Source organism: Paenibacillus sp. 7516 (assembly GCF_002272715.1).
Taxonomy (GTDB): domain Bacteria; phylum Bacillota; class Bacilli; order Paenibacillales; family Paenibacillaceae; genus Paenibacillus; species Paenibacillus illinoisensis_A.
Genome location: NZ_NPBI01000028.1, coordinates 75,878 through 101,966, shown reverse-complemented (window position 1 = coordinate 101,966; position 26,089 = coordinate 75,878). Strand labels below are relative to the sequence as shown.

Annotated in this window: 24 protein-coding genes; 10 read left to right on the top strand and 14 right to left on the bottom strand. The window is 50.1% G+C overall.

Translation table 11 applies throughout. The annotated features are described in order from the left end of the window. Positions 1 to 81: 81 nt before the first annotated feature. Positions 82 to 972, bottom strand: a complete 891-nt coding sequence (locus tag CHI14_RS23040; protein ID WP_095291647.1) for a DMT family transporter — start codon at positions 970 to 972, stop codon at positions 82 to 84. A gap of 199 nt (positions 973 to 1,171) precedes the next feature. Between CHI14_RS23040 and CHI14_RS23035 the strand changes: the two genes are divergently transcribed. Beyond that, a complete protein-coding gene (locus tag CHI14_RS23035; RefSeq protein WP_095291646.1) occupies positions 1,172 to 2,062 on the top strand; it encodes a LysR family transcriptional regulator in 891 nt (296 codons plus the stop codon). 106 nt (positions 2,063 to 2,168) lie between these two features. Here the strand turns inward: CHI14_RS23035 and CHI14_RS23030 are convergent, their stop codons facing one another. From CHI14_RS23030 to CHI14_RS23005, 6 genes are all read right to left on the bottom strand, one after another. Then, positions 2,169 to 2,930 carry a nucleoside phosphorylase gene (locus tag CHI14_RS23030; RefSeq protein ID WP_095291645.1) on the bottom strand — a complete coding sequence of 254 codons (762 nt, stop codon included), beginning with the start codon at positions 2,928 to 2,930 and terminating at the stop codon, positions 2,169 to 2,171. Positions 2,931 to 2,932: 2 nt separating this feature from the next. Next, positions 2,933 to 3,604: a sulfite oxidase-like oxidoreductase gene (locus CHI14_RS23025; RefSeq protein ID WP_095291643.1), complete on the bottom strand. Its 672-nt coding sequence runs from the start codon at positions 3,602 to 3,604 to the stop codon at positions 2,933 to 2,935. Between the two features lie 23 nt (positions 3,605 to 3,627). Next, positions 3,628 to 4,551, bottom strand: a complete 924-nt coding sequence (locus tag CHI14_RS23020; RefSeq protein WP_095291641.1) for an ABC transporter permease — start codon at positions 4,549 to 4,551, stop codon at positions 3,628 to 3,630. Further along, positions 4,535 to 5,602, bottom strand: a complete 1,068-nt coding sequence (locus CHI14_RS23015; RefSeq protein WP_095291640.1) for an ABC transporter permease — start codon at positions 5,600 to 5,602, stop codon at positions 4,535 to 4,537. Before CHI14_RS23015 ends, CHI14_RS23020 begins: the two co-directional genes overlap by 17 nt. Further along, complete coding sequence (locus tag CHI14_RS23010; protein WP_095291639.1) at positions 5,599 to 7,098, bottom strand: ABC transporter ATP-binding protein; 1,500 nt, start codon at positions 7,096 to 7,098, stop codon at positions 5,599 to 5,601. The genes CHI14_RS23015 and CHI14_RS23010 overlap by 4 nt, the downstream gene beginning before the upstream one ends. Positions 7,099 to 7,201: 103 nt before the next feature. After that, positions 7,202 to 8,233: a BMP family lipoprotein gene (locus CHI14_RS23005; RefSeq protein WP_095291638.1), complete on the bottom strand. Its 1,032-nt coding sequence runs from the start codon at positions 8,231 to 8,233 to the stop codon at positions 7,202 to 7,204. A gap of 278 nt (positions 8,234 to 8,511) precedes the next feature. Here CHI14_RS23005 and CHI14_RS23000 point away from each other — a divergent pair, with 278 nt between their 5' ends. The 3 genes from CHI14_RS23000 (at position 8,512) to CHI14_RS22990 (ending at position 12,921) form a co-directional block, all read left to right on the top strand. Then, a complete protein-coding gene (locus CHI14_RS23000) occupies positions 8,512 to 9,954 on the top strand; it encodes a hypothetical protein (RefSeq protein WP_095291637.1) in 1,443 nt (480 codons plus the stop codon). A gap of 250 nt (positions 9,955 to 10,204) precedes the next feature. Next, on the top strand, positions 10,205 to 10,837 hold the full coding sequence (locus CHI14_RS22995) for a DUF5317 domain-containing protein (RefSeq protein WP_170948243.1): 633 nt from the start codon (positions 10,205 to 10,207) through the stop codon (positions 10,835 to 10,837). Between the two features lie 251 nt (positions 10,838 to 11,088). Continuing rightward, positions 11,089 to 12,921: a bifunctional diguanylate cyclase/phosphohydrolase gene (locus tag CHI14_RS22990; protein WP_095291635.1), complete on the top strand. Its 1,833-nt coding sequence runs from the start codon at positions 11,089 to 11,091 to the stop codon at positions 12,919 to 12,921. 132 nt (positions 12,922 to 13,053) lie between these two features. Here CHI14_RS22990 and CHI14_RS30205 read toward each other — a convergent pair whose 3' ends face one another. Continuing rightward, the gene (locus CHI14_RS30205) at positions 13,054 to 13,221 is read right to left on the bottom strand and encodes a hypothetical protein (RefSeq protein ID WP_167301679.1); all 168 of its coding nucleotides are present in this window, start codon (positions 13,219 to 13,221) and stop codon (positions 13,054 to 13,056) included. Between the two features lie 288 nt (positions 13,222 to 13,509). On the opposite strand from CHI14_RS30205, the gene CHI14_RS22985 reads away from it, so the two are divergent. The 4 genes from CHI14_RS22985 to CHI14_RS22970 all read left to right on the top strand — a co-directional run bounded on the left by CHI14_RS22985 (position 13,510) and on the right by CHI14_RS22970 (position 17,686). After that, positions 13,510 to 14,340, top strand: a complete 831-nt coding sequence (locus CHI14_RS22985; protein WP_095291634.1) for a sensor histidine kinase — start codon at positions 13,510 to 13,512, stop codon at positions 14,338 to 14,340. Between the two features lies 1 nt (position 14,341). Further along, a complete protein-coding gene (locus CHI14_RS22980) occupies positions 14,342 to 14,998 on the top strand; it encodes a response regulator (protein ID WP_095291633.1) in 657 nt (218 codons plus the stop codon). A 179-nt stretch (positions 14,999 to 15,177) separates the two neighbouring features. Next, a complete protein-coding gene (locus CHI14_RS22975) occupies positions 15,178 to 16,872 on the top strand; it encodes a copper resistance CopC/CopD family protein (protein WP_095291632.1) in 1,695 nt (564 codons plus the stop codon). Positions 16,873 to 16,903: 31 nt separating this feature from the next. Further along, on the top strand, positions 16,904 to 17,686 hold the full coding sequence (locus CHI14_RS22970; protein WP_249281213.1) for a YcnI family copper-binding membrane protein: 783 nt from the start codon (positions 16,904 to 16,906) through the stop codon (positions 17,684 to 17,686). 105 nt (positions 17,687 to 17,791) lie between these two features. Here CHI14_RS22970 and CHI14_RS22965 read toward each other — a convergent pair whose 3' ends face one another. The 4 genes from CHI14_RS22965 to CHI14_RS22950 form a co-directional block, all read right to left on the bottom strand. Continuing rightward, positions 17,792 to 18,064: a hypothetical protein gene (locus tag CHI14_RS22965; RefSeq protein ID WP_095291629.1), complete on the bottom strand. Its 273-nt coding sequence runs from the start codon at positions 18,062 to 18,064 to the stop codon at positions 17,792 to 17,794. A gap of 56 nt (positions 18,065 to 18,120) precedes the next feature. After that, the gene (locus CHI14_RS22960; RefSeq protein ID WP_095291628.1) at positions 18,121 to 19,455 is read right to left on the bottom strand and encodes a Tle-like phospholipase domain-containing protein; all 1,335 of its coding nucleotides are present in this window, start codon (positions 19,453 to 19,455) and stop codon (positions 18,121 to 18,123) included. A gap of 16 nt (positions 19,456 to 19,471) precedes the next feature. After that, positions 19,472 to 19,753 carry a hypothetical protein gene (locus CHI14_RS22955; RefSeq protein ID WP_095291627.1) on the bottom strand — a complete coding sequence of 94 codons (282 nt, stop codon included), beginning with the start codon at positions 19,751 to 19,753 and terminating at the stop codon, positions 19,472 to 19,474. A 347-nt stretch (positions 19,754 to 20,100) separates the two neighbouring features. After that, a complete protein-coding gene (locus CHI14_RS22950) occupies positions 20,101 to 21,357 on the bottom strand; it encodes a DUF445 domain-containing protein (RefSeq protein WP_095291680.1) in 1,257 nt (418 codons plus the stop codon). Positions 21,358 to 21,722: 365 nt separating this feature from the next. Between CHI14_RS22950 and CHI14_RS22945 the strand changes: the two genes are divergently transcribed. Continuing rightward, entirely contained in the window at positions 21,723 to 22,550 is an 828-nt protein-coding gene (locus CHI14_RS22945; RefSeq protein ID WP_095291625.1) for an aldo/keto reductase, read from the top strand. Between the two features lie 106 nt (positions 22,551 to 22,656). Here the strand turns inward: CHI14_RS22945 and CHI14_RS22940 are convergent, their stop codons facing one another. After that, a complete protein-coding gene (locus CHI14_RS22940; protein WP_095291624.1) occupies positions 22,657 to 23,115 on the bottom strand; it encodes a cupin domain-containing protein in 459 nt (152 codons plus the stop codon). Positions 23,116 to 23,327: 212 nt separating this feature from the next. On the opposite strand from CHI14_RS22940, the gene CHI14_RS22935 reads away from it, so the two are divergent. Beyond that, on the top strand, positions 23,328 to 24,179 hold the full coding sequence (locus CHI14_RS22935; RefSeq protein ID WP_095291623.1) for a helix-turn-helix transcriptional regulator: 852 nt from the start codon (positions 23,328 to 23,330) through the stop codon (positions 24,177 to 24,179). 168 nt (positions 24,180 to 24,347) lie between these two features. On the opposite strand, the gene CHI14_RS22930 is transcribed toward CHI14_RS22935, so the two are convergent. Further along, positions 24,348 to 25,964, bottom strand: a complete 1,617-nt coding sequence (locus CHI14_RS22930) for a glycoside hydrolase family 28 protein (protein WP_095291621.1) — start codon at positions 25,962 to 25,964, stop codon at positions 24,348 to 24,350. Between the last annotated feature and the right edge of the window lie 125 nt (positions 25,965 to 26,089).

The following is a 26,089-nucleotide window of genomic DNA, read 5'->3' as shown; positions in this document are numbered from 1 at the left end:
TTAACTCTGTTGCAAAACAAAAAATGACGAGCCTCTCGTCCGGCTAAGATAGCCGGGTGCGAAGAGGTTCGCCACATGGTTTTATATTTTTGCCACTTTGCTGCCCTTCATCTTCATATTTACGAGCAGAATGCTAGCGATAATCATGACCAAGCCGGCAATCAGATTAACTGTCACGGACTCCCCAAGGAACAATACACTGCAGAACAGTGCAATCAGCGGAATCAGAAATGTAAATGATCCTACCTTACTCGCTTCTCCTGAGCTGACCAGTTTGAAGAATGCGAGCCATCCCAGCGCAATGACGAAGACCGAAATGAACAGCATATCGACTATAAACGGAGGTACCCATTGCACTTCAGCCCAGTTCTCTGTCGCTGTACCCGTCAATGTCAGGACAACCCCGCCAATCAGAATTGGTATGGCCGTCATCCAGATTCCATCCACCTTCGTCGATGTTTTCTTCATATATACGGTTCCGATTGCCCAACTGATGGCACTAAACAGTCCGAGCATAACCCCTTCAGGTGATACTTTGCCTGTCATGCCACCAATACTGATCGTTGCCACTCCTGCAAAACCGAGGACCAGTCCGGCAATTTTCAGCCCATACATCGACTCGCCCAGCCACAGCCAAGCCCCAATACCGAGCAGCACAGGCTGCAGGAATACAATGGAGGAAAATAACCCTGCGGGTACTTCCGTCAGACCTACAGTCTGAAAGCCATAGAAGAAAATGATATTCAGCACCGCCGAGATCGCATAGATATGCCAGGTTTCCCGAAGCCGCAGCGTTTTGTACCTTGGAAAAGCATAGATACCGAGCACCAGTCCGCCAATCAGCAGACGCATGCCTGCAAATAAAAGCGGCGGTGCATAGTTTAAAGCATATTTGGTCAGGGGCCAATTTACTCCCCACATGAGCACTAGAAAAGCCAGAACCCAGCCTGCTTTTGCACGTGATAAAGCCATAAATGAACCTCTCCTATCTGGTACAGCTTCAGAACCGATCCACATTCAGGCACCACATTCATGCCATTGTCTCAGCCCATCTATATTCAGCGTCGAACGGGCCCATGCCCTCCCGTTGATCGTTCTGTTTCTCCATGATACAATAACGAGCGTAATAATTGAAATGCATGTTAATCATAAGGAGCATAGCATATTTGTTATGAACAATTCACAATTACAATTATTCGTAAAAATTGCCGAGACCGGAAGTTTCACTCGCGCCGGGCAGGAACTGAATATGACACAGCCCGCGGTTAGCCGGGCTATCTCATCGCTGGAGAATGAACTGGACGTCACCCTGATTATACGGGACCGCCGGAACGGCATTGTGCTGACCGATGTAGGACAACGAATACTCGTCATTTTTCGCCGGATTTTACAGCAATATGATAAGGTGCAGCAGGTCGTTTCAGCAGAAAAGGGACTGGAAATCGGTACGATTCGCATCGGTTCTTTTCCGATGTCATCGGCTCATCTGCTGCCCAAGATTATCCGATCCATTCGTGATCGCTACCCTAACATCGAATTTGAACTACATGAGGGAAACATTCATGAAATTCAGGAATGGCTTAACTCACGCGCGATTGATGTCGCTCTCATTATTGTGACGGAACAGGAGCCGGTAGAGAAGGCTTATGAAACACTGCCGCTCTATAACGAAGAAATGCTGGCAGTGTTCCGGGACGATGAGCCGTTTGCCGATCAGGAGATCCTGCCTGTGAAGATGTTGAATCAACATCCCATGATTGTTTGCAACGGTGGATATGAAGTGCCCATAGTGGATCTGTTCAAACGGGCGGAAACGGAGCTGAATTTTGGATTTGTCGTCCATAACGTCAACACATGCCTGAACATGATTGAACAGGGGCTTGGAACGGCCATGCTGCCTGCCATTTCTCTATCCTGGCTTCCTCCTGGTGTAAAGGCACTCCCTACCGAACCGAAGGCTTATCGCCACATCGAGATCGCCGTCCCTTCTCTGATGGAAGCCTCTCCAGCTTCCCGTTTGTTCATCGAGACGGCACAGCAATTGTTTGGACAGCGCAGCTAAACCAAAAAAAAGGACATCCACGAAGTCACATTACATGACCAAGTGGACGTCCTTTTTTTACTGAATTGGTTGTAAGCTTTATCCTTGGCATTTCCTTAAACGGTGCTTACGCCTGATCCTGCCGAGCGAGCGCAGCGAGTGCACGCAGAGAAGCGTTAATCTCGCGCTCAACCGCATGTGCTACCGCATCTGTATGCGGATCATATTCGGCAGCCAGATCGCTGTCCGCGAAGCCGTCGATGGCAACAATCGCACCGGCACGCGCACCTCGCAGTGTGCTGACGATGTACAGTGCGGCAATTTCCATCTCGGCCGCTAGTGCGCCGGCCTGTGTATACTTGCGGTGAGGGATCTCCTCCACCCCTGTGAAGAATGCGTCCAGTGTAACGGTAATGCCTACACCGACTTTACCTGCATTCATTGCCGGATCTGCATGGTTACCCTTTTCTTGTGCAGCTTCAATGAGTGCCTGGGTGACTCCAATGTCCGCTACTGCAGGGAAACCATCCGGCACCAGCTGACGGGTCAATCCGTCCGAACGGACCGCTGCCGTGCTGACAATGACACTGCCCGCAGGATAATCTGCCGTATAGGAGCCGGCTGTTCCGACTCGAATCAGGGTTGTCACACCTGCCCGAATCAGTTCCTCGAAGCAGACGGCCGCTCCCGGAGAACCTACACCATGGCTGACAACAGCCATCTGCACCCCTTCATATAGCCCAACGAATGTACGATATTCCCGGCTGAACGCCAGTTCTCTCGCCTGCTCCAGCTTCCGGGAGATCTTCTCCGCACGAGCGGGATCACCACAGACAATGGCATAAGCAGGCATATCTTCCGAATGAATCTGCAAAATGGGCATTAACATCGTTAATCAAACTCCTTCTTCGTCCATTCATCTTCGGGGATCGGCAGATCTTCGCCCGAGAAGCGCTGTTCCTTGAACGGATCGGCAAAGTGATGAAACCCGTTGCTCTCCCAGAATCCGTTGCGATCTTCGGTCATGAACTCCAGACCGCGTATCCACTTCGCACTTTTCCAGAAGTACAGCTGCGGCACCACCAGGCGCAGCGGATAGCCGTGCTTCGGTGTAAGCGGCTCGCCGTTATATTTGAAAGCAAGCAAGACGTCGTCGTGCATCAATTCCTCGAGCGGAACATTAGTCTCATAATCGTGATCAGCATGAATCATGACATATTTGGCTTCAGGTTTAACGCCCAAAAGCTTAATGAAATCCGAGAAGCGAATGCCTTCCCATGGGGTATCGAACTTGGACCAGCGAGTCACACAGTGAATATCGCTCACCGTATTGACCTGCGGCATGGCCTGAAGCTCGGCAAATGAGAACACTTTCTCTTCCTCTACTTCCCCAAACACTTTCAGATCCCATGTGGACAGGTCGTATTCAGGCACTTCTCCTTCATGCAAAATCGGGAATTTCTCGGTTAGCATCTGTCCCGGCGGCAGCCGATCTCCATGCTCAGCACCCGCTTTGGGCGCAGGAGTTTTGGTTTTCTTCAGACGTTCAGCCTTGTTATGCAATGATAACCCTCCTTCTTTTTACATTAGCGCGAGCTTCCGCCCGCTTTCAGTGCATCTTGTGCATACGTACGGTCTTTGAAAAAGAACATGGCCACCAGCGTCACAATATATGGAAGCATCAGAGTGAAGTGCGTTGGCAGGGAGAAGCCCTGCAGACGAATGCTGAGTGCTTCCATAAAGCCGAACAGTACACTGGAACCCATTACGCCCAGCGGATTCGCTTGACCCAGCATGGTTGCTACCAAGGCGATGAAGCCGCGACCTGCGGTCATGCCCTCCGTAAACATCGTCACCTGACCGAGCGACAACTGAGCGCCAGCCAGGGCACACAGGATACCGCACATCAGAACCGCGCCATACTGAATGCCGCGCACCTTAATCCCGATGCTTTGCGCTGCAATGGGATTCTCGCCGACGGAACGCAGACGGAAACCTGATACACTTTTGAACAAATAAAATTGTAATGCAATAACGAGTATGATTCCGAGGTACACGAGTGGGCTGTGCCCGGAAAATACGCTGCCTACCCACGGAATGTCCTTAATCAGTGGAATATCCCATTTGGGAAGTCCCACCATATCCTTGTCGTAGTATGCACCTTTTACATCAAAAATCGCCCGTAGTGCAAAGGTCGTCAGACCTGTTGCCAGGAAATTCAGGGATATCCCGACCACGATGGCATTCGCCTTGAGATTAATACTAATAAAGGCAAACAGTGCCGAGAACAACATCACGATAATAATAGAGAAGATAACGGCCAGAAGTACGTTGCCAAACAAATAGTTACCTACAATCGCGGAGAAAGCACCGATCAGCACGAGTCCTTCGAGACCGACGTTGAAAAGGCCAACACGGGAGCACAATGCCCCGCCGAGCGCTGCAAGCAGGATCGGAGTCATAATCCGCAAGGTCGAGCCGAACATGGCTGCATCAAACAGTTGCTGCATTGGATTTTTTCTCCTTTCTCCGCTTCAGGAATGAATATCCGATCTGGGCTGATACAAATAACGTAAGCACGGCCTGGATTACACTGCCGACTTCAAGCGGCACATCCGTATTTCGTTCCATACCCATTGCACCTGTCTGCAGGGCAGCAAGCAAAATGGCCGCTACAGCCGTACCAAGTGGGTGCGAGCGGGCGAGTAGTGTCGCCATGATACCGCTCCATGCGTAGCTCGCAGATGACAGCGAACCATCCAGGAAACGATACTGTGTTCCCAGCACTTCGCCTGCCCCCGCCAGACCTGCCAATCCACCGCTGATCACCATGGACAGCATCATCATTCGAATCCGGCGTACCCCGCCATATGTCGCGAACGACGGATTGCTTCCGAGCATGCGAATTTCATAACCGGTTACCGTTTTGTGCGTAAACCAGTAGATCAGGATTGCAGCCACGATCGCAATGATGAAACCGGCATGCAGTCCCATGCCCTGGAACAGCTTCGGCAGCCAAACTCCCTGATCAATCATCGGCGTCTGCGCCATCGCTGCGGATCCGGTACGATCCTTGAACGGATAAGATACCATGTACCCGCCAAAATAGATGGCAATATAGTTGAGAAGCAGCGTTGTAATCAACAGGTTCATGCCAAACCGGGCATCCAGCCAGCCGGCAAATACAGACCAGATTCCTCCGGCCAGGATTCCTGCCACAATGGCGGCAATACAGACAAACCAGCCCGGACCTGGCAGATAGAGCGCCGTGAGCGCAGCACTGAGCCCCCCGAGAATCATCTGTCCTTCGGCTCCCATGTTGAAGAATCCCGCACGGAACGCGAGTGCTACACCCAGTCCAGCAAGGATAATGGGTGTCGAACGAGCCAGTGTGTTCGTGAAGAAGTAGAAGTTCCCGAAGGCTCCCTTCCACATCTCTGCATATGTTTCGAAGACATTCCCGCCAACAACCAGAATTGCCACAGCTCCTGCAAGCAAACCGATTACTATGGCAAGCAGCGGCTGTACGAGTCCGCGAAGTGTTTCTTTTACCCGATTCATATCCGCTCTTTCCCTCCTGCCATCAATAAGCTAATCTGTTCTTCCGTGGCTTCATCTGCCTTCAGTTCCCCGGCAATCTCGCCTTCATACATCACAATAATTCGATCGGATAATTGCAAAATCTCGGACAGCTCGGAAGAAACGAGCAGCACGCCAGCACCTTCATTGCGTTTGCGAAGCAGCTCGGCATGAATCGTCTCCATGGCTCCGATATCCACGCCACGTGTCGGTTCCGCTGCAATCAGGAACGGAGCATCCTGCGCAAATTCACGTGCAGCAATCAGCTTCTGCAGATTACCTCCTGACAGGAACTGTGCCTTCGTCTCTGCCGAACCGGTCTTGATGCTGAACTGTTTGATCCAGCCCTCCACCATAGCCCGTGCAGCTTTGGCCTTAATAACGCCTCTGGTCTGAAGCCGATGATGATGTCCCATTAGTCCATTCTCACGCACACTGGCATCCTTGGCTGCTCCCCACATATACCGATCCTCGGGAATGTGAGCAAGTCCATGCTCCCGAATGCGGCGAACAGGCCAATTCGTTGTGTCCTGCCCCGAGAGCAGGACACGGCCGCTGTCTGCACTACGCAGTCCGGCAATAACCTGGATCAGTTCGGACTGACCGTTACCCGAGATGCCTGCGATGCCAACGACTTCTCCTTTTCGAACTTCCATATGGATATCCTTCAGCGCCGAGCGATCCTTCGCTCCGGACAAGGTTACGCCCTCCACCTGGAGTACGGCTTCTGCAGGCACGGACGGCAGCTTGTCGAGACGTACCAATTCACGCCCCACCATTAACCGGGATAATTCCTCCACATTGGTGTCCTTCGCATCCAATGTGCCCGTCACCTGACCATCGCGAAGAACCGTAATCCGGTCAGCCACGTCCATGACTTCCTGCAGTTTGTGCGTAATCAATACGAAGGTCTTGCCCAGCGCCGCAAGAGATTTCATATTTGCCAGCAATTCCTTGACTTCCAGTGGTGTCAGTACCGCTGAAGGCTCGTCCAGGATAATAATATCCGCACCCTGATGCAGCACCTTGAGAATCTCTACACGCTGCTGCATGCCGAGAGGACATTCGGATACTTTTTTCCATGGGTCAACGGGCATGCCGTATTTTTGGCCCAGGTCGTTCACTTGAGCGGCTGCCTGCTTACGGTCAAATACGCCCGCTGCAGTCGGTTCGCGGCCAATGACAATGTTCTCGGCCACCGTAAAGGAAGGAAACAGCATAAAATGCTGATGCACCATGCCAATACCGCTTGCCATGGCTTGAGACGGAGTGGCGAAGCTTACCTCGCGCCCCCGGACTTTGATCGTACCTGACGTGGGCTGCTCCATTCCGTACAGCATGCGCATCAGGGTTGTTTTGCCCGCTCCATTCTCACCAACGAGGGCGTGGATCTCTCCCTCACGCAAATTAAAACGGATATCCCGATTGGCGGTGAAGCCGCCGTATTTCTTCGTAATCTGATCCATCTCCAACAGCATATCTCGCGTTCGCTCCTTTCGGTCTCGGGCATTTAATAGCAGCAAAACCGGCTGCCTGATCGGGCAGCCGGCTGATCAATACCATTCCATCAAACAATCAAAACTATTGCTGCAATGGATCTTTCACAACGATTTTGCCGGATACGATATCTTCATTAATTGCTTTTACCTTGTCGATAACTTCCTGTCCAACAAAATCACTCAGTGCGGATTCGCTATCACGTGTAACGAAAGTCAGACCAACACCGTCCTCTTTCAGGCCATAGTTTACAGCACCTGCTTTGAAGTTTCCTTCTACGAAATCCTTCACCGTCTCATAAGCAACCGTATCCGTCGATTTCAATTGGGACAATACGATGTGCTCCGGATCTTCAACCGTGCGATCGGTATCCTGACCGGATGTATAGAAGCCTTTTTCCTTCGCTGCTTCGAATACGCCAAGGTCACCAACTGCAGATGCACCAGCAATGAAGTCAGCGCCTTTGCCGAATTGTACCAGTGCCAGTTCTTTGGCCTTGGCCGGGTCATTGAAGCCACCAACGTAATTCACGAGGAATTCTGCATCCGGGTTAACGGATTCCAGTCCCGCTTTGAAACCTTCGGTATATTTCTTGATCAATGGAACGTCCACTGCTGCGATCATGCCGACTTTATCCGTTTTGGTGGACAGTCCGGCAGCCGCACCAAGCAGATACGCTCCTTCGTATTCACGGAAACCAACGCTGCGTACGTTAGGCAGATCAACCGTTGTATCCACAATGGCAAACGACTTGTCCGGATTCTCGGCAGCCACCTTTTTCAGTGCATCTTCTGCCTGGAATGTCGCTGTAATAATCAGATCATAGTTCTCCGCAACCGCAGCACGCAGATTTTGCTCGAATGCTGCCGGGTCTGTAGATTCGATTGTTTTGGTATCCACTTTAAACTCTTCGCCTGCTTTTTTGAAACCTTCATCCATTTGTACAAAGAACGGGTTTACCCCGATTTTTTCAGGAAGTACGAGTGCCATGCGCAGTGATTTCTCACTGTCGCCACCTTGGGCCGATTGTTCGTCTTTGGAAGCCGAAGTTCCACAAGCCGCAAGCAAAACTGCCAACATGATGATCGATAAGACGAACGATAAGCCTCTTTTCATTTTGAAGATTCCCCTTTTCCACATTCTTTTTTTAATAATCCTAGCGGATACTGTCGATCCTTGTCAATAAATCTTTGTGCATAAACATTCAAATTAAATATAATTATTTCATCACCTACGAAGATACTTTGGGAAGCGCTCCATAATGGCTTTTTTCCGTTGACATGGGTGGCTTCGCCGTGCTAAAGTCAATCCAATTATTAAATTCACATCGGTTTTGTCAGAATTATAGCGCAAACTGTTTCATTTTCCAACCCTATCTTAAGGAGGCTATTCATATGAAAAAAATCACCCAGTTCACTCTGGCGGTCCTGCTCGCCGCGCCAGTCACGATCGGCAGCCTCAGCTTGCCTGCTTCGGTTTCCGCTTCATCCGCTTCTCCCGTTGTGCCATCCGCCACGCAAACCGCAAAAGCAACCACACCCAAGATTCCAGCCTTGTATACGGAGAGCGCAGCCGATTATGCTCAGTTCCTGCAGGCCAAGTATGGCATCCAGCTGCCACAGCAGCTCACCAAGGGTGACTTCATCCAGGCCATAGCAGCTATTATTGGAGCAAATTCAGCAGCGGACTCTACGGAAGAAGCCAGCGATAGTCAGACCCAGGCTCCCGCTTTTACCGATCTGAGCTCGGGAGATTCATCTTATGATGCAGCTATCACCCTACATAATAATGGTATCCTGTCTGGTACAGAAGTTCGTGCCGACGACAACCTTAGCACTTTTGCCGCGGTATTCATTGCTGTTAAGGCAGCTGGATTCAAGGAACTTGCGTATACATATCCAGAAGAGAAAACAAAGCAAGCGCTCATCAAGCTTGGCATCAGCCCCAATCGCGTTCAGGGTCAGGCGGCTCAGGAGCTCGCCGCTGCCATCGATACCGGTCTGGTTCCGGAAAGCCTCTACCCTGCTCTGCGTAAGGGCGGAGCGGCGAGTACTGATTTTGCCAACATCTTGCTTGGCCGGGTATTGACCAGTCAGGGAAAATACAAGCACGAGATCGGACGCTCTGGCGATGCCGACATCTACTCCAAACTGTATGCCGCGTATCGCACGGCGGATCTGATTGAAGCACCTGAATTAAGAGAGATTGTGGATCAGGCACTCCGGAACGACCTCGTTACAGGATACAACCTGAAGGATAGCCGCTTCGATTCCAATTTTATCGATGAACTGACGTTGACTTATGGACATGACGATATCAAACACGCCGTGCAGCTGATTGGCCTGCTTCGCAGCGAGGGCATCGATGCCGATGTGCAATTCCAGCCGAAAACCTCTGCCTTCATCTATTTGAAGGAATGGGGTGAGCCCAAGGAAACGCCGGATTACAAGGTGACCCAAATTGAAAATGGTAATTATATTGCGTATGCCAAGGAATATGACATTCAATTCGAATTCAACAACACGGCGGACAAGGCCCGCTTCAATGACATTATTCTGAAATATGCCAAAAAGAACAGCGATGATGCCTCTGCCCTCATTTATGCATCCTGGTGGCAGCCACTGTATTATTCACCGACAGCTGTTCAGGACTACCCGGTCATTAGCAACAACAAAATTGCACTCGGCAACTATTACGCTCAATCCTTCTCATTGAAGGAGAATGCCAAAGGTATTCAGGAAGGCTTCCGGAAGCTTGCTCCAGATGCGGACATTACCAGCTACAACTTCTGGGTAGATCAGCCTTTCTTCAATTATCTGAACGGGGAATCGGAGTAAACAATAAGCGTTATCTTACAGACTTAGCCTTAGAATTAATCTCGTAATTTGTCACACAAACAGCCGTTTTTCGCGAACCGCGCGATGGATTCTCTCCATGGTTCCGCAAAGACGGCTTTTCATTTATTATTTTGCAAAATTCTTCTTCAAAATCATTTTCTCTTTGAAGGATTTACCAGTAAAAGGTCGAATAACATATGTACACAAAAAGAAACCGCAATGACACATATCTGAATGACAGGAGTTAATCATGGTATATGACGGCATTCTGCTCGGTTTGATCGTGGGACTGTTCCGGGGAGGGTACCGGTATGGTCTCCACCAGTTTGCAACACTTCAACTTCGCGGCGGGTGGATATTCCCACTGTTGCTGCTTGCCCAATTCCTTATCTTTTTCTTGCAGGGAAGACTGGATTGGGTTGCATCTATCAACGGGTATCTGTTTGCGGCGGTGTACGTTACAGGTCTTGCATTTCTGTGGCTGAACCGGCATCACCGGGGATTTACGCTGATCTGGATTGGCGTGTTCCTTAATTTCATCGTTATGGTGGTGAATGGTGGACGCATGCCTGTCTCGGTGGAGGCTTCCGCTGTACTCGGACCTTACTATGTGGATATGCTTCGTGAAGGTGGAGCGGTATCGAAACATTATATGATGGATGCATCTACCCACCTATCCTTCCTGGGTGATATCATCCCGCTCTCCAGTCCTTATCCGCGGACCCAGGTGATCAGCATCGGCGATGTGGTCATGAACATTGGTATATTCCTGTTTATCCAGTACATGATGGTGAATCGTTCCGGCAAGGCTGCAACGCCAGCGACACCCATCCGGCCTGATGAGATTAGGACAGACTCCAAGGAAGGGAGGTCTTTTCCATGAAAAAATTCGAAGGCATTAAATATTCCCGCATCGTTATCAATGCAATCATCGTAGCTTCTGTCGTTGTCGCGTTGACTTCGGGATACAAGCTGGGCGGCTAGTACATACTTGCCAACCAAGACAAACAGGCTGCCAGCGGCCTGTTTTTTCTTTCTGGATTTTTACCAGGTAACTTGTTATGTTATACATCTAAATAGTACGAACCGATATCTATACATCAAGAGCCGACTAAACCAAGCAGGAGAATTTGTATGAACTTTATTCGTAGTCTTATCCATAAAGCAGACCGAAGCAGCATGTATGTTGTTTTGCTCAGCTGTGCAGGCATCGGTATTTTTCTGTATATGAACAAGTTGTCTTATCTGCACCTCTCCACTGGGGAATGGGTTATGGTCTATACCATGCTGGGTGCCGCGCTGATTCTGGATTACTTCACCTTTCAGATCCCACCCAAGGGTAATCAGCAGTCCATGGACTCTTCCGTGTATCTTGCCTGTATCTTCATGTTCGGCGGTGCATTCAGTCTGTCTGTGCTCCTGCCTGTTTCCCTCATTTTGTTAATCAAGGATCGCCAGCTTGCCTGGTGGAAACATATTGTTAATTTCAGCATTTACAGCCTTATGATTGCAGGAGCGGCTTCCATATTTACATGGACTGGCGGTGTTCCGGGAGCGCTGGACGGGTATAACCTGTTTCCTTATTTTGCAGCACTTGCCGCATACTTCATCATTAATACGCTCACGCTGGGCTTATTCTTTCATTTCTCCACCAAGGATGCTCTGCAGCAGATGAAACGTGCGTTCGTGACCGAGTCGCTGCTCGTCTATCTATGTACACTGATTCTTGCGCTGGTGCTGACTATACTGGTCATTCATAACGGCATTCTGGGCTTGCTGCTCTACTTGAGTCTCAGCATTCTGTTATCTCACGCGTTCAAACAGCTGTTCCTGATGTACCAGAGCATTGAAGAAAAGGCAAATACCGATCAACGAACAGGTCTCTTTAACCACAGCCACTTCGAAAACATGCTGGAAAACGAGCTCGCATCTGCCCGTGCTGCAGGAACACCGCTCTCCTTGGGGCTAATCGATATTGATGACTTCAAAAAGTATAATGACCGCTTCGGTCACCTGCAGGGGGACAGTCTGCTTGCTCTGCTAGGAGATTTTCTAAACCGCAAGACGGAGGGTACCCAAGTCACTGCTTTTCGTTACGGCGGGGAAGAATTCACGCTGCTCATGCCAGGCATGGAGCTTGACGAAGCTTATACCTTTATGAACAAACTGCGCAAGCAGCTGAACGATACTCCGTTTGAAGGGGTCGAGGTGTTTCCGCACGGCTGTCTCTCCTTCTCCGCCGGGGTCGCACGATACCAGGTCGATATGTACAATAAATCACAGCTTGTCGACCAAGCTGACAAGGCGCTCTATTATGCCAAAAAACAAGGCAAAAACAATGTCCATCGTCATGGCAGCAATGACGGCATGGAACATGAAATTGATTTGGTGCAGGATGTGCGGGATATCGAGCAACAACTGAACCTGTTCAGGTACAAGGATATCGACACATTCAAACACTCCAAAAGAGTATATAAATACGCCCTGGATCTCAGTGAGCTGCTGGAACTCGACAATGCGGAGAAACGGCAGTTTGTACTGGGTGCTTTGATTCATGATATCGGTAAGCTGGAGATTCCGTGGTCCATTCTGAACAAAAAGGAAAAGCTTACCGCAGAGGAATGGGAAACGATTAAAGGACATGTCACCTGGGGCAAAAAAATGGTGATGACCAACGAACGTTTCAACGATCTGATCCCGTATATTGAATTGCATCATGAGCGGTTTGACGGCAAAGGATATCCCTACGGTTTAAGAGACCGTGAAATTCCCCGCTTGTGCCGAATGCTGACTGTCATTGATTCATTCGACGCGATGACCACCGAACGACCGTATCAAAAAACCAAAACGGTGGATGAAGCGATCAACGAACTGCGGGCATGTGCGGGCTCCCAATTCGATCCTGAACTGGCGGAGCTTTTCATCCGCTACATTCAGAAAAAGACAGCACAGCAGCTGTTATCCTAACGTACGGCTGTCCACAAAATCCCTATATAATGCCAAAGCGCTACCCCCGGTCCATTGGGGATAGCGCCATTTTCATTTTCATCAATGAGTCAATCTTGGAATTCAGGACAGTTCTTAACGAACCAATTCCAATTAGCGGGTGGTGTTCAGTTCATGTGAAGTTTGATGCAGCTCTTTGATCATCTGCTGCAAAAACATGTTATCCTGGCGACTGATTCCGTGCTGATTGTCTTGAAGAAGCATCTGATGAATATTCTTCTTGAGCAACTCACTACGACGTTCCAATACCTCTTGATTCATGTTGTTGCGTTCACTCCTTAACATGGTTTGTCATGAATTCACGTTCTATATAAGTATAAAGAACCTTCCGCCTCAGGGAAAACAGGCACAGCTCCCCTCTCCCGTATACATCCAGCCTCACACTCCGTGACATTCTGTCACGACATGTCGTTCTTAGATATCCTTCTATATACTCCCGTATCCACCTATACATCCTCCGAGATCAACAGACTAGGTGCCAGGGACAGGTTGGGTTATAATGGGGCATAGATTCGTACGAAGAGTCGATATTAAAGGAGTTCTGGATGCATGTCCTACAAACAAATCAAGTGGATGATCCTGCTGATACCCACAATAACCGTTGGCCTCTGGGAATACATACGTCATCAATTTTTAATGCCCTATCTCTCCATGGATGTGGGGAATTGGCTCACTCCCGTTATCGTATACCTTGTCAGCGTAACGCTGCTGAGCCGTCTGTTCAAGATGCTGGAAGGCGCAAGAGCGGCGCTGGAACAGGAACGTGCCTCCAAGGCAGCCCTTGAGGCCAGGGACCAGCTGGCCCGCGAACTTCATGACGGGATTGCGCAATCCCTCTTTCTCCTGTCTGTCAAAACTGACAAAGCCGAGCGTGGTATGGCCGGCACCGGGCACGAACATGAAATTCAGGAAATCCGCAAGACCGTACACGAAGTAAACGCCTATGTCCGGCAAGCCATCGCCCAGCTGCGATATGTGCCCGGCCATACCGCCATGCCTACAGGAGTTTCACTTCAGGGACAGGTCGAATCCCTAACGCAGGAAACGATACCTGGAGCCCAGGTTCATTGGGAACTGGACAGTCATTTCTTTACGCCGAAAGAACAAGTTGAGCTCCTCGCCTGCATTCGGGAAGCTCTGATTAACGTACGCAAACACGCGCAGGCCTCCCATGTTCAAGTGGAGGCGGAGGGCAACTCTCTCTCCTGGTCTGTTCGCATTCAGGATAACGGCATAGGCGTTAGTGGCGATCCACTGCATCTTAAGGACCGATATGGACTGCGGATTACGAAGGAACGTGCCATTCAGATGGGCTGGTCCTTTTCCCTGGAATCCAGACAGGGTCTAACACGAATGACGATAGGTAAGGGGGATACTTAATATGGAACATGTACGTGTACTGATTGTGGATGACCACGCCCATGCACGCGAAGCGATATGCAGTATTTTATCGGAAGACAGCCTATTTGAAGTCATTGGTACGGCATCAAATGGACAGGAAGCACTGGAGCTGACCGAACAGTGGATGCCCGATCTTATTCTGATGGACGTGCAGATGCCGGATATGGATGGGCTCGAAGCCACCCGGCTGATCAAGCTCCGCTACCCTTACGTGATCATCGTTATGGTGACGGTCTCCGACGATGTAACATATCTGTTCGAAGCACTGAAACAGGGTGCCCAGGGTTATTTGCTCAAAAACCTGGCTCCCTCCACCTGGCTGGAATACCTGCGCGCGATCGTCTCGGATGATGCACCGCTCAGCAAGGAGCTGGCGTACCGGATTTTGCAGGAGTTCCCTGCGCCCCGAAGTGAAGATGTGCCGGATAACCCGCTTACCACACGGGAGCTTGAGATTCTGCAGTGGGTATCCGCCGGTTATACGAACCGCGAAATAGCAGACCAGCTCGGCATTTCCGATCAAACGGTGAAGAATCATCTCAAAAATATTTTGCAGAAGCTGCAGCTCGAAAACCGTGTTCAGCTGACCCGCTATGCACTTGAAAGCGGCCTGGCCGGACGGAAACTGCGCAAGTAGCAAGCATTCATGCTTTTGTCACAATTCTTGGAATATAATCGTTTTTTTATAGCCCGATGTAGTCATACGCCGTTATTTTGGACAAAGTTATAATGGTATAGATTGTTATCGGCATCCGAAGAATAACTACAATTCTATAACCTGAGGGTGATGTTTTTTTGAGTTTAGGACGTTTTACGATGAGATGGGAGAAACGGCACTGGGCCGTAATGGTTTCCCTGCTGCTCATGTGTTGTCTGGTTATGCCGCAATGGGCTTCAGCCCATGCTTATATTGTTCAGGCCTCGCCAGGGGAGGACGAGCTGGTAGCCACCGCTCCAGAGCGCTTGACACTGGAATTCAATGAATCGCTGCAAACGGCCTTCTATGATATTAAAATTACCGCACCTGACGGCACACAAGCGGATGACGGCAACGTGCAGATAGACGCCGAGCGTCCTCACGTGCTTGAAACGGGGCTGCGCAGCGGACTTGGAAACGGTACATATGCCGTCAGCTGGAAAGCCGTGTCGGCCGATGGGCATCCCATTCAGGGAGCCTATGTATTCCATATCGGGGAACCGTCAGGTGCCCCTGCGGGTCTGGCGGATCTGACCTCCGGTACTGGTCAAACAGGCGGTCCAATCAAATGGATACTGTCCCTGACCGATTGGATTCAATATCTTGCCTTGTCTGTCATCTTGGGCACGCTCGCCTTCCTGCTCTTCCGGATCGCTCCGTCATCCATGGCAAGAGAGCCCATGGAGGTGCCTGGCAGCTATAAGCTGTTATGGATCAGCTATGCCGCAGCTTCTGTTGCCGCAATCATCAGTTTGCCGCTGAACACCATTTACGAGTCAGGGGTAGCTATTAATGAATTTAGCTGGGCACTGATGGGCAGTGCCTTGAAGCTGACATCGTTTGGCCTCATTTGGATGGCACAGATGCTCATTCTGATGCTGCTTGCAGTCACAATCCTGTCTGGATATGACCGGGATCGCTCATTGAAGATCCGCATCTGGTCATCTTACGGTTCCCTGGTACTTGTGCTGGGATGGTTGCTCACGCATGCTATGACAGGTCATCCTGCAGCAGCCGAGCAGCGTGGACTTGCCATAACCATGGATTATGTGCACCTGATTGCAGCAGCATTCTGGATTGGTGCTCTGACGGCCATGGCCGTTTGTCTGCCTCCACTGGCTGACAAGCTTCCTCCGAAGGTACGAGGAGAGGTGTATTGGGGAGCTATCCGCCGTTTTGCAGCTTGGGGCATTGGTGCTGTAGCCGCTCTGGTTGCTACAGGGATCTATAGCAGTTTGGTCATTTTACCCGAACCTGTACTAACGTCCCTGTTCACCACCACTTATGGTTACGTGCTGCTCGCGAAGATCGTTCTGCTCCTGGTGATGATCGCATTCGCATGGCGTCATGCCCGAACGGCCAGACAGGGCAAGGATAACCGACTGGCAGGCAGTCTTAAAGCAGAGCTCGCTACAGGTGCCGTTGTGCTGGCTCTGGCTGCTGTACTCACCCATCTGTCCCCCGGACAGCCTGAAGCAGCTGGTCCATTCAAGGAAGTACAAACGACAGAGGATGGCTCAGCGATCACGCTCCAGGTCAGCCCCAATGTTACCGGTGAGAATCAGTTCGAGGTTGGTGTAAAAGCACCTGACGGCAGCGTAGTAAATGATCTGGAGCAGATCACCTTAACGCTGACCCACCTGGATATGGATATGGGAATTTATGAAATCACCATCCCAAAAAACGATACAGGCGTGTATCAAGCAGAAGAATACATCTCCATGCCTGGACGCTGGAGCATCAAGGTTCACCTGTTGACTCGATCCCTCGATTCACTGGATACCGAGTTCGAGATCAACACAGCGAATCCATAATTTTTCTAGAAAAAGAGAGGGGTAATTTATTTTGAAAAGAACATCCTGGACTTCCAAACTTACATCCACTATAGCGGCAGGTGCTGCAGCGCTGATGCTGTTCGCCGGCTTCGCGAGTGCTCACGTCACTGTCAGCCCAGCGGCTGCACAGACCGGAGCATGGCAGACGTACACGATCAAAATCCCTTCCGAGAAGGAGCTGCCAACAACCAAGATCACGATGAAGGTTCCCGAAGGTGTAGCATTCAAGCAATATCAGCCACTGGCTGGATGGAAAATCACCACGGAGAAAAACAGCTCGAACGAAGTAACATCGATTACCTGGGAAGTGGATGGAGATAACGAGGGAATCCTCGCCGGACAATTCCAGCAATTTAACTTTGTCGCACAGAATCCGGATACAGCAACAGAAGTAGCATGGGACGCGTTCCAATACTATAGCGATGGCAGTATCGTAGAATGGACAGGACAACCTAGTGACAGCACACCTCACAGCATTACGGCTATTAGCGAAGATCCTGCAGCTGCAGGCAATCAAGCCGCAGCGGGTGGCCATGACAGCGCAGGTACAGCTGGCAATGCAAGCGATGACGAAGCAGCCGCTGGAGATAACAATGCCGCAGACGATACCAAGGCTGACGATGATACCACGCTTGGTGATGCATTGAACGACACGGTTACAGGTGAGCCGAATAATACGGATTCAGATCCGGGTACATTGAAGCTGCAGCAGGCAACACTGATCGTATCCATTCTGGCACTGATTATGTCCTTCCTGGGCATTGCACTCGCAACACGCCGCAAAAAGAGATAACACGCAGTCTTTAAATATAGTTGAGCGTACCAAAAGAGCCTTGGCATCTGCCAAGGCTCTTTCTTGTGAGATGAGATTTCCCATCCTTCCTTTCAGCGTTTACGATTAGCGCTCCTGATCCGTCTGAATCATGATCTCAATATATTGCAGCAAGCTCCGCTTCTGCTGTTCAATTGAATGGATTCGACTGGACAGCCCTGCGAAGAATCCTTCAATCTGCTGCCTGGTGTAGTCAGCCGACTGACCCTTCCAGTCATTCAGCCGTGCATACAGGGCTCTGGCTTCCTGCTCATCTGCCTGCAGGCGGGCCAGCAGCCGTGTAAGCTCCTTCTCCGCAATTCGAAGGTCATTCAGTTCCACCAGCAATTGTCCACTCATGCCTATCCCCTCCCCTTATGTACATATCATTATCGATCTCCTGGCAGCTCCGGTGTTTAATTAAAATGAACCGGACTCTCATCCGCCTGGCGGAAGGCATCTGCCTTCTGATCAATGAAGTCGAGGAATTGACTCGTATGCTTCATATGCCATGTACTTAATTCGTTAATGGACGCATCAAGCTGGGTTACAATGGGCTCTAGTCTGCGACTGCGGCTGGTATGCAGATATTGAGCCATACGGCTGCGCACCTGATTGAGCTCAGCGTTGCACTGCTGTGCATTTTGCTTCCAGCGGGAAGCGACGCTCTTCAGTTCTTCCGGCGTTACCTGAATCAGACCGGAAGCAGCTCCTGCAGCTCCTCCGCCTACACCTGTTTTCGATAGACGTGGCCCCATGTTTTTGCTGTAGCCAGTCAAGTAGTCCATCAGACGAGGTGAATAACCAATTCGCTCTCCGGTAATCGGATCGTACAGCTCATTGGAAATATAGCCATTCTTGAAGTTATATTGATCAAGGCTGTGATAGTTTTCGCCGCCAAACGAGTTTTTCGCTTTGTCTATGATGCTGACACCATCGTTCGCTGTCGCGTAATCAGAATTGATATAGTAGGTTGTTCCGACATGCCGATCGTATCCCCCAAGCGTACCGCTCGCTACCAGATCGCCAGGATGCGCATAGTTCGTAATCTGGCCATCGAATTTACCCGCTTCCGCCTGACGGCGTACCTCCGGGGTCAAGTTACCCATAACGGATGGGGCACTAAATGTCACTGCTGGTATGCCTGTGTACGCGGATGCATACTGTGCATTCCCCCCACCAAGGGAGTGTCCTGTCATCGAGAAATTCAGATCCCTATGCTTATCCTGCATATGATTCGCGTAATTCTCGGCCTGATACATCTGGTTAGCCCAACCTGTTGGGGACACGGTTTTCTCAATATCTTTTACCCGGTCACCAGCCCAGTTCTCCACATCTCGTACTCTGTCCCCGGCCCAATCTTCCACTTTGGATACCCCGGTGAAATCCTTGACGTTCTCAACACCCTTGTCGAGCCATTCCGGTGTAAGACTATCGACAAATTGGCTGGTCTCTTGCTGGCCTTTGCGGATTAATTCCCCGCCACCAATGCGTCCATCCATAACAAAATCGGGAACAGATCTGTCGAGAGAGGCACTCCCCTCCGTACCGCGGTATGAAATGACTGCTTGCTTGGTCTCCGGGTTGTAGAATGTGACGGCATCAAAGCCGGACAATCTGTTGCTTTCCGTCCCTTCCAGCACCTCCCATCCAGGAAGCTCAGTTAATTTATCACCCGTTTTCTGATCCTGGTAGGCCAGGTCGGATAATGTTCTATATGTCTCGTCATCAATATTCGGCGGTTTACTCAACAACTACACCTCCTGTTTATTTGGCGTACGGATCGTACCCTTTCGCTTGTATGGCTTCCTCAATCTCCGGGCTAATGACCAGATTCTTGGTTGTTTTCTTTTTGTAATCGTATGATATGCCAAAACTTTGATCCTCATGGTCCTTCACATGCCCTTTCAGACCGATCTGGGAAACCGCCATTTCAGGTAAAAGTTCTTTGCTGGTAATCACGACATCCAGTTCATATTTCTGCTTGAAGTACTGAACCACACTGGATTCGGCCTCCTGGTACAATGCTTGCTTCTCGCTTTCTTTCATATTGCTGCAGCCTCCCAAAATTAAAGTAACCATGATGATGAGTGCAATGAAGCCTTTAAGCCCTCCTGTACGTTGAATACCAATCCCCCCTCGGTCATAATTCTAAGCAGCCTTTTGGAATCCGCCCTATTCGTTTGTTAACTGCATCATAGTACAAAATCAACATGCCTACATCGGCTCACGGCATCGTTTTTATATAACTTTCTTCCTAAATGGTTCCAGTAAAGGATTCGGGTTACATTACCCATTTTCCTGATTTTTGCAACAATTTTTGCTGCATTTGCGCAGACACGCAAAAAAGAGCCGCCCATATTAGGGCAGCCCTCCAATGTACTAAGCCTATGATCTTATTCCAGTACCATCCGCAGGGCAGTCAGCGCAATACCGATAACGAACCCGGTCACGGCGCCGTTAATCCGAATCCATTGAAGATCCTGGCCTACCTTGTCCTCAATCAATGAGATTAATGAGGCATTATCCATTTTATCAACATTTTCACGGACCAAATTACCGATCTTGGAGTGGTTTTTCTCCAGCAGCGTTGTTACACCCTCGACAATCTTGGCATTCATGCCATCCAGCAATGCACGGTCTGAGCGCAGATCGGACAATACCCGCTCAATGGCAGGAAGAGCATACGTCTCCACATACTTTCCATCCTCCATAGCGGCGAGTGCTCTTTCCCTCAGTTCGGTAAGCTTGTTCAGCACGGTTTCTTCTGCGTTCCAGCTGTCCAGCAGGCTGTCTTTCCAGCCGTTCAATCCGCCGCGCACACTTTCGTTCAAGGCAAGACGCACCGCCTGAGTTCGAACCAGACCTAACACCTTATACCGGAGGGCACTTCCCTCACGCTTCATATCCTCTACCTGGTCAAACAAATATCCCTGCAGGATGCTGCCAAGCTTCTCCTCATTCATATAGCCAAGGAAGGCATTCATGGCAAATTGCATAAGGCCATTCATTTGAATGCCACTTATTGCCTTCATGCCGCTCTCACCCAGAAACGTGATAGTCTCCGGCTTCACCAGCCACTCTTCCGCCTGCTTCAAGCCGTAATCCAGTGCCTTCGTGTCATATCCACGTTCACTCAATTGGATGGATGCCCGTTCCAGGATCGGTCCAAGGTCAAAAGCCCCGGCCTGTGATTTGATCTCGCTCGCAACCAGCGGTGCAATCTGCTCCAGCGGCAGCCCAGCCAGAATACGTTTGCACAGTGTGTCGATCATTGTTTTGACGCCATCATTGTGAAGTTCACGTGTCATGATGTCGAGCACCGTTTCCGCTGCCTTGAAACCGGCAATTTTCTCGGTAATGCTGTCTTTGTTGAGCAGATTGTTCTCCACCGCAGAAACAAGGCCCTCCGTCATTTTATCCCGGTTCTTCGGCAGCAAGGCCGTATGCGGAATCGGAATGCCGAGCGGGTGGCGGAACAATGCCGTTACAGCGAACCAGTCGGCAAGTCCCCCTACCAATCCCGCTTCAAATGAACCCACCAGCAGCTTGCCTACAACACTGCCCTGAAACGGCAATGAAGCGGCAAAGCCTGCCCCCATTACGACGAGTGACCAGGCAGCTGCCTTTTTGGTTTGTTTAGGTTTAGCCATCATTCTTGCTCCTTTATCATTAATCACACGTCTGATCCCAATTGGATCCATCCGTGCATATTCCGTTCTTTTTTCGAAGGTGAATATTCCAAAGCCGTTAATTAGCACTTTACTTTTCATTATTTTCGCTTCCATATCGCGTATACTTCATCTTATCACCCGCACGCACCAAAACCAAACCTCCAGCTGCCAAAAAAGAGTAAAAGAGTTTGATTTTCAGTAAAATATTACTGCCTATCTTTTTCCTTTTCCCAAGAGCATTTAGTATAATCAGGAAAGATGGCCTATCTTATACGATTGGCTGCCTTACAGCAGGGTAATTACATAGTGGGACAATTGAAGGAACAGGGGAGGAAATTCGGATCATGAAAAACGTGCAGGACACAACGACACTCTATAACGGAGTCAAAATGCCTTGGCTGGGTTTTGGCGTATTCAAAGTGAAAGATGGAGAAGAAGTGGTTGAAGCCGTCAAAACGGCCATTCAGGCAGGTTATCGCAGCATCGATACAGCCAAAGCCTACAACAACGAGACCGGTGTAGCCCAAGGTATTCGTGAATCCGGAGTTGCCCGCGAGGATCTGTTCATTACCACCAAAGTATGGAACAGCGACCAAGGCTATGAATCAACATTGGCCGCCTTCGAAGCCAGCATGGAACGACTCGAACTTGAATATCTGGATCTCTATTTGATTCACTGGCCAGTCAAGGGCAAATACAAGGATACATGGAGAGCACTGGAGAAACTACACCGGGAAGGACGCATCCGCGCTATTGGTGTCAGCAACTTCCAGATTCACCATCTGGATGATCTGATGACGGATGCCACCATCAAACCTGCTGTGAATCAGGTCGAGCTTCACCCGCTGCTGATTCAATCGGAGCTCCGGGACTACTGCAGTAAACACCAGATCCAGATTGAGGCCTGGTCTCCACTCGGCCAAGGGAATCTGCTGGAGCACCCGCTTCTTCAGGATATTGCAGCGAAGTACGGCAAATCCCCCGCACAGGTCATTTTGCGCTGGGATCTTCAAAACGGCATCGTAACCATACCAAAATCCGTTACGCCACAGCGTATTCGAGAGAATGCTGATCTATATGATTTTGAACTGACTGCGGATGAGGTTGAACAGATTAATGGACTGAACGAAAACAAACGCTTCGGTTCGGATCCGGATAACTTTAACTTCTAAGCTCAGTCATTTAGACAAGCTTCATGAAATAAGCAAAACCAAAAAATCCCGATTTGAATGCATCTGCATCCGAATCGGGATTTTGCCATTCAATCGCTGTAACCGATCAGCCTTTGGAAACCAGCTTGAAATCATCATAGTGGAAACCTGGCGCAACCACACACGTTACCAGCACAGGCTCATCTCCCAGTGGACGTGCCGTTTGCCATACCCCGGCTGGAACAAGCACCTGAGGCGATTGCCCTGCAGCAAGATCCATGCCAAGTACGAGCACTTCCTCATTCCCAGGGTTTTCCCCTTTGCCGCCCAGTTTCAATTCAATTGGACTTCCGCTGTGCCACAACCACAGCTCATCGGACAAAACGGTGTGCCACTCGGAAATTTCATGCGGGTGCAGCAGGAAGTACGTCGAGCTTGCGGAGAATCTTGGACCCGAATAAGCTTCCGGCAGAACGGATTGCGGGATTTGATAAGAAGCCTTCCATACTTCCTTATACCAACCGCCTTCAACGTGGGGCTGCATATCCAGCGCAGCAACCAGAGGCGATAATTCATGTGTCGTCATAACCTGTTTCCTTCCTTCCAAATCATATTGGAGACCCTCTTCCAGAGTTTGGCCTCACTCTCCCTACTGTAAAACATCGCTGTTCGTTTGTCACCCTTGGAACCCGTGCATTCCATTTAAACGAAACTTTTGATAGCGTTTACAACAAACTGGATTTTCCGTTATGATATGGATATAAACGTAAATCAGACGAAGTAGAAGGGAGCCTGATCATGAGTATGATTGAGGATCGAATCGGACCCAAATATCGCATTGGGGAAAATTCATTCACCATTGAATACATGCGCAGACATGAAGGCAATGCCATGCCGCAGCCTCACGCTCATCCATTTTACGAGCTGTATTACCTGCTTGAAGGAGAACGGATGTATTCCATGAACGGCCAGCTCCTGACCGCGAGAAAAGGTGATCTAATCCTCATTAATCCGCATGATGTACATACAACGTCCAGAGGAAACAGGCCCGGATTCGAACGAATTCTTATCGGTTTCTCTCCTTCGTTTGCCACCGGGATGGAACTCGGTGTGTGCGGTCTGCTCCCTTTCGAACGATCAAGACTGCTTCACTTCCCCGAATCAGAGCAGCAAGAGATGGAACGCATGCTATGGCAGATGCTGCGCGAATGCAAGGAGCGTCGCCCTCACTATGAGATGGTTGTCAGAAGCCTGCTCGCTCAGCTTCTGGTCCATATCTACCGGGTAGAAGAAAATAGTCGCCTGATGTCACCCGGCCCGATTCACCCGATGCAGGATAAAATCGGCGAGATTGCCGCTTACGTGAACAGACATTACAACGAACCGCTTACCCTGGAGGATGCAGCAGCCCGTTTCTATATCAGTCCATCCTATCTGAGCCGGATGTTCAGTCGGTTTACCGGTTTTCGCTTCAGTGAATATTTACGGGTCGTGCGGGTTCGGGAAGCGCAGCGGCGCCTATTGTCCACCCAGGAGCGGGTGCAGTTGATTGCGGAGAAGGTCGGGTTTGAGCACACGGCTCATTTCAACAAAACATTCAAACAGGTGACCGGAACCACCCCTTTGCGCTATCGAAAAGAGCATCGCTAGTACGGGGAATCTTGGGAAGTTGAAGATAGAAGCCGAGTGGGTAGCCCTACCCGGATGAATGTGTCTCTATATCACAAAAATCAGGATGATATCTGGAGACACACGCTACACCACTGCGGCTGAATGTGAATTAACGAACGACTTGCCATTCAATCTTATCAAGGACTCTTATCTGCGGATGAGCACACCGCTTCTTACCTCAGGACCCATGGAAATCTGGCGTCCTTCCTCATCTGCATCATCCTCCCGGCACACAATGCCGGCAGACTCGTGTCCTGTTACAATCAGAAGCCGGCCGTCAGGCCCCTTTCCCTGTACACCCTCTATTTCAGCTCCCTTGCACTGATGCAAATGGATTAATGATCCTTCGGAAATCCGGGCTCTCAGATTGGCAATTCTCAAGTGCTTCGCATGAGCACACTGTATACCGTTCCGAGCAGTGACGTCATATCCTTCAATTACTACACCGTCCAGAGGCATTTCGGGCAGCCCGCTTACGAATAAAGCCATCTCTGCACCTGCACAGATAACATCCGATATGCGAATATCGCGGAACACCGGGGTCTCTTCACTAATGTCCTGATACAGATCGCTGCCGCGGGCTGATCCCTCCATATTCGCATAGAAAAAGGAAAACGAGATGGCTTCCATGATGATATCTTTCATATAGATACGCTGAATTTCAATATCCTCAACGACTCCACCGCGCCCGCGGGCGCTTTTGAACCTTAGTCCAATATCCGTCCCAATAAATGTACAATCCGATACCCGCACATGCCGTACGCCACCCGACATCTCACTGCCAATAACGAATCCGCCATGACCATGATATACGGTGCAGTCCCGAATTGTAATATATTCAGATGGCAGACCGAGCTCTCGTCCTTCGGCGTCCTTGCCGGATTTCAGGCAGATGGCATCATCCCCCACATCGAACACACTGTGCTCCACGACAACATGACGGCATGATTCAATATCCAGCCCATCGCCATTCTGAGAAAACCACGGATTTCGTACACTCACGTTACGTATGGTAACATGCTCCGATGCCCACGGATGCAGGTTCCATGCAGGTGAGTTCTGGAATGTGGGACCATCCAGAAGCACCCGCTTGCACCGACGCAAACTGACCATGTTCGGACGTAAAAAGTCTCTAGCTCCTTCATAAGCGGACAGTTCACGCTCCTGTTCCATATGAAGCCGGTTGGCGATGGCGCCACCTTCAAGGGCCGAGGCCGAAGGCCACCAGATTTCTTCATTTTCACCACCCGAACGCTCTACAACACCACCGGAAGCAACCAATCGACTCCATTGTGAAGCGGTCATCTTGGACCGTTTGACTGGACGCCATGCTTCTCCGCTGCCATCCCATATTCCCTCACCTGTAATCGCGATATCCTCCAACGATTCTCCGTCAATCGGAGACTGGCATCTCACCACCTGCCACCCCTCGAAGCTCGAAGCAATTAGAGGATAATGATCAAACTGGCGACTGAACGTAACCAATGCTCCCGTCTCTGTGTGGAGCTCAATGCGACTGCGAAGCACAATCGGACCTGTCAGCCAGACTCCTGCCGGAATGACGATCCGTCCGCCACCTGCTTCAGCACACGCCGCTATAGCAAGCCTGAACACCTCCGTGTTGTCCGTTACGCCGTCTCCTTTGGCTCCGTAGTCCGTGATGCGGAAATCCCGAGCAGGAATGTCTGGTAGAGCAACCTCATAGGCTTTCGTATTAGCTTGGATACCTTCTCCTGTTCGTAATGGGGAGTAGTATGTATTCATCGTTCAGAACATCCTCTCTTCTCTGTATTGGGATTGGACTGTGATCGACATGTCATAGCTTTCAGGAATGAGTATTATCACCCATCATATCAACGGGATCTGGACCAAGGTTGTGCTTTTTTGCC